Raw genomic sequence first — 3,174 nt, 5'->3', positions numbered from 1 at the left:
GGTCAGCGGTTGGTGTGCTAGACGTTCGGCAGAAAACTTGACCCGACTATGCGATGTTAATCACCCGCGAAGAATACCAGAAAAAGCTTAACCTTATGAGGCGTTTGATCAACGGGTTTATGTGCCTTTGCCTGCTACTTCCACTCGTAGGAATTATCGCTCTTCTTTTTGGTTTCGTGGAACCCGGTGACGGTAAAGGAAGCATGACGACCATGCAGGTCACCATTATTTTGGCTGGGATTTCCGTCTTGATTCTTGTTCTCTGGAAGTTGTTTTCGATCGCTTTAAATTGGATTGCCAAACGCCAGATTGCGCTACTATTCGACGGTAAGTGAAGCTCGGATCGAGAAGCCAAACCCGAAAAGCCGAACAAGGCAGCGCACACCAATCCACTACCCGTTCCGAGTCAAAATCTGAATGATAATTATGAACCTTAACCTGAAATCAAAGCTCGCCCTCTGGTAGTGGATGGGTGGCTTTTGACGTTCGCTGAAGAATTATGAGCGCATTCGAACTGTTAAGCACCGACGGCTACGCTTTGCAGGCGCAGTTCAAGCTGAACGGGAAGGAGTACGGCGCGATGGATGACTTCTCAGGATTCGATCCCGCCCATGTTGATCAGCAATCCCCCGAGTTCGATATTCTGTGCCTCACTGACCAATCTTGGGAGGATATGTTTAGTGGGAACCCCGACAAGAAGAAGGAACTCGTGAAGACAGGCGACTGGTCGTATGACGGCTACGGGCAAATTACTTCAGTTTCTCCCGTGGTTGCAGATTTCGGAGACTTCACCTTCGAGATAGGAGACATTACCTCCGATGAGCGATGTGTGGGTGAGTTCATTCACATCGTGATTGATCGTCTCGATTTGACCTTTCGTTCACGATGAAAAACAACAAGCAGCGAACAAGGCGGTGGTGGGCAAGCGGCTACTCGCGCCGAGTCGACATGACCCTCTTTATTTCAACACTTAACCCTGTTTCGACGGTGCGCTGCCAGTAGCCGCTGCCACACCTCAAACGTTAGCCTAAAAAATACACGTGAACTTCGTAGCTGAAAATATCAACGGCATCATCCCCACTTTCTTTTTCACAGGAATAACACTGGTTCTGATGAAGACGAGAAAGTTTAAGGTTTTAGGCATTTGGTCGATCACTCCAGAAAATCATCCCTTTCTTTTTTGGACGATGGTGACCATTTCTTCACTCATAAGTATCACAGGATTCATGCTGATGGCTTCTTCCTGACAATAGTAGAAGTTAACCATATGTTCGTAATCTAGATCATATTACGCACTTTAATCCAACTATTTGCACTCGAACGACTTTGGCTAACAAGGCGCAGCACCCAACCCCTGCCCCGCCGAATTAATGACCTTTATGACAATTTTAATCCAAACCCAAAAACGTAGCGCGCTGAGTGGTCAGCGGTTGGTGTGCTAGACGTTAGGCTAAATATGACCTACTACAGATACTGCGCTCCGTATGAGAGCGACTACACACAGCAACGGTACGGTGTATTCATTGCCGTCTGGCACTTGATCAGAGATAAGAAGGTTTCTCCGAAAGACGAGCAAGCATACTGGGAAGCTCGTGATTGGTTTGAAGAAAACCTTCCAATTCCTCCATTTCACGCTGAAGGAAACCCGCGTCGAGCAATCACATGGTTCAAAGATTCCGTTATGAACAGTGAAGTCGTAGCTAAGCTCAGTATCTACCGAGACATCGCTCAACGATACGGCACTGAAATAGAACTAATCTCTACAGAAGATCCTGGTCTAATTATCTATGAGGACGAATACCAAATCGCATCTGCACCTCTGGAAACCGCTCTTGCCTAACAAGGCGCAGCACCCAACCGCTTCCCCGCCGAATTAATGACCTTTATGACAATTTCAATCCAAACCCAAAAACGTAGCGCGCTGAGCGGTCAGCGGTTGGTGTGCTAGACGTTCTGCTAAATGAAGAGAGTTAAGATAGTTTTACCAGTTCTTCTCTTATCATGCGCTGCTTGTTTGATTTTAGCTTGGCAGTTTTTTTGCAAATGGAAGGATGAATATCGAGATCTACATACTAACCCATATAAAAACGACGGGTTAGTTATAAAGTGGGGTGTGAGTGGAGCTACTAATTCATATCCTTGGATTGATGTCTGGGTTATCTACGATGGAATAAAAATCGAACCAGATATTAATTTTGGCGGCTTAGAAGATCCAAAGCTATATTTTAAAGATTACGATGGTGATGGACGTAAAGATATTGTCTTTCAGGATAGAGGAACCGTGAAGGCTATTGCATTCTTTCCATCTGAGGATGATGCTCCACCTCGCTTTCAGACTTTGCGTAATGACCAAACATCTGGCTAGAATTAACTGGCAGAACAATGCGCAGCACCCAACCGCTTCCCCGCCGAATTAATGACCTTTATGACAATTTCAATCACAACCCAAAAACGTAGCGCGCTGAGTGGTCAGCGGTTGGTGTGCTAGACGTTCGACAATAAAAAATCTATGAACAAGATCGCACTCCTACTAACTATACCTCTATTATCACTAACGAGCTGTAATAGTGACAAAGAAGAATCACCCAGATACTCAACGCAAACATTTGCTGTGGCAGGAGGAATGCTAGTCATAACACAGATTACTGACCACGAATCGAATACTATTTACTATTACAGTTTTGATGACAAAGACGGGCTAACTCTAGAGTCCACAATAGATTTAACCAAAGCTGGAGATAAGCATATCCCCTTTGGAGGTCTCTCTCAAGATAGAGCCAAGAGCCTGACATAATATTTGTGTTTTTGGTCGCATTTGTAAAATACGACCATGAAGAAAAAAAAGACAGAAGCAGACCAAGCGTTGGATGAATTTTTTAACTCATTCATAGCGAAACAAAAGGCAGCTGGAGCGAGTCCGGCTGAGCTGGCAGTTCAGGGTGACGATCTCATCAAAAAGCTAATGAAAAGGTTCTACGAGAGTGCCTTAGCTGGTGAGATGGATGACCATTTAGGCTACGAAAAAGGCCAGCGCAAAGGCGGTAAACGCGGAAATGTGCGCAACGGAACCAGCCGCAAAAAAGCGATCAGTGAGCACGGTGAGTTAGAGGTGGCCATCCCGCGAGATCGCAAGGGAGAATTTGAGCCGAAGATTTTGCCTAAAAATCAGCGTCG

Annotated in this window: 5 protein-coding genes; all 5 read left to right on the top strand. The window is 45.6% G+C overall.

The genetic code is table 11. From position 1 onward, the window contains the following. Positions 1-53 precede the first annotated feature (53 nt). Positions 54-335 carry a hypothetical protein gene (locus tag JIN82_RS05565; protein ID WP_200309480.1) on the top strand — a complete coding sequence of 94 codons (282 nt, stop codon included), beginning with the start codon at positions 54-56 and terminating at the stop codon, positions 333-335. Positions 336-499: 164 nt separating this feature from the next. After that, a complete protein-coding gene (locus JIN82_RS05560; RefSeq protein ID WP_200310653.1) occupies positions 500-889 on the top strand; it encodes a hypothetical protein in 390 nt (129 codons plus the stop codon). A 567-nt stretch (positions 890-1,456) separates the two neighbouring features. Further along, positions 1,457-1,840 (top strand): hypothetical protein, encoded by a 384-nt coding sequence (locus tag JIN82_RS05555; protein ID WP_200310652.1) that lies wholly within the window; start codon positions 1,457-1,459, stop codon positions 1,838-1,840. A gap of 120 nt (positions 1,841-1,960) precedes the next feature. Next, the gene (locus JIN82_RS05550) at positions 1,961-2,365 is read left to right on the top strand and encodes a hypothetical protein (protein WP_200310651.1); all 405 of its coding nucleotides are present in this window, start codon (positions 1,961-1,963) and stop codon (positions 2,363-2,365) included. Positions 2,366-2,830: 465 nt separating this feature from the next. After that, positions 2,831-3,174 (top strand): transposase (locus JIN82_RS05545; protein WP_200310636.1); only part of this gene is annotated, 344 nt, incomplete at its 3' end.

Source organism: Persicirhabdus sediminis (genome assembly GCF_016595495.1).
Taxonomy (GTDB): Bacteria; Verrucomicrobiota; Verrucomicrobiia; order Verrucomicrobiales; family Akkermansiaceae; genus Persicirhabdus; species Persicirhabdus sediminis.
This window is presented reverse-complemented; position numbering and strand designations above follow the sequence as displayed.

What these genes read in the sequence shown, in the direction of transcription:
- JIN82_RS05555 (WP_200310652.1), top strand. Translation starts at nt 1,457, where the DNA reads ATGACCTACTACAGATACTGCGCTCCGTATGAGAGCGACTACACACAG.
- JIN82_RS05560 (WP_200310653.1), top strand. Translation starts at nt 500, where the DNA reads ATGAGCGCATTCGAACTGTTAAGCACCGACGGCTACGCTTTGCAGGCG.
- JIN82_RS05565 (WP_200309480.1), top strand. Translation starts at nt 54, where the DNA reads ATGTTAATCACCCGCGAAGAATACCAGAAAAAGCTTAACCTTATGAGG.
- JIN82_RS05550 (WP_200310651.1), top strand. Translation starts at nt 1,961, where the DNA reads ATGAAGAGAGTTAAGATAGTTTTACCAGTTCTTCTCTTATCATGCGCT.